We start from the raw sequence: 1,101 nt of genomic DNA, 5'->3' as shown, positions 1-1,101 counted from the left end.
GGCAGGGGAATCGCATATGGAATTTCTTGAGTTGCATGCAGGTCTAAAAGGGATTCTTTGAGACGGCAGTTTTTTGAGAGGAAACTGCGATGTCCTGTCTCGAAGGTTATTTTGGCGCGGTGCCGGATCCGCGAGCGGCCAATGCCAGCCACCGTCTTGGCGATCTGATTGTGATGATGATCGCGGCGAGCCTTTGCGGTGCCAGTTCGGCGACCGAGTTCGCGCTGTTTGCGCAGCAGCGCAGACAGGCCCTTTCGCGGCTGATCGACTATGATACAGCTCCCAGCCACGACACTTTTTCGCGGCTGCTGCGGCTGATGGACCCGGATGCTTTCGGTCGCGCCTTCGCCACCTTTGCGGCCGCTTTCGCACGGATGCGGCAAGAGGTGGTGGCGCTTGATGGAAAGGCCCTGCGACGCGCCTATGAGACAGGCCTTGCCGCCGCCACGCCGACGGCCGGCGAAAACGAGATCAAGGCTGCGATCAAGGTTGTCGAACTCCTTGATCTGACAGACAGATTGGTCACGGCCGATGCGCTTCACTGCCATAAGGACATGGCCACCGCAGTCACCAAACGCGGGGGTGACTATCTGCTGGCGCTGAAGGGAAACCGTCGCCACTGGCAGCAGCGTGCCAGGCAGTTGCTGGCCGAAGGTGCGCCGGCCAGCGCCGCCTGCCGGGAGAAAAATCATGGCCGCAACGAATGGCGGCAGGCAGAGGTCGGGGCCGCCGACGAAGCCCTGATGGACGGACACAAGGCTTTCGTCCGCATCACCAGCCGTCGAGATCAGGCCGAGCCGAAGACGCGCCTGTTCATGGCCTCCACAATGCTGTCGCCGCAAGACGCTCTCGAACTCACCAGGGCGCACTGGCAGATCGAAAACGGCCTGCACTGGATGCTCGACATGCATCTGCAGGAAGACAAGAGCCGCGCCCGAAAAGACAACGCTCCCGCCAACACCGCCCTCGTCAACCGCATCGTCAGAAACATCCTTCAGATGGCTGATGGCGACAAAGTCCCCATCAGCCATCGCATCAGAAAATGCGCCTGGAACGATGACTACCTCATCGCCGCTATCGCCCATATGCGATAGCCCTGCC

Annotated in this window: 1 protein-coding gene; it reads left to right on the top strand. The window is 60.8% G+C overall.

The features are described from left to right. The first annotated feature begins 89 nt into the window (after positions 1 to 89). Positions 90 to 1,094 (top strand): ISAs1 family transposase, encoded by a 1,005-nt coding sequence (locus ACMGE0_RS33510; protein ID WP_436820164.1) that lies wholly within the window; start codon positions 90 to 92, stop codon positions 1,092 to 1,094. The last annotated feature ends 7 nt before the right edge of the window (positions 1,095 to 1,101 follow it).

The organism is Neorhizobium descurainiae (assembly GCF_051400715.1).
In the GTDB taxonomy this organism is placed as follows: Bacteria; Pseudomonadota; Alphaproteobacteria; order Rhizobiales; family Rhizobiaceae; genus Neorhizobium.
This window is presented reverse-complemented; position numbering and strand designations above follow the sequence as displayed.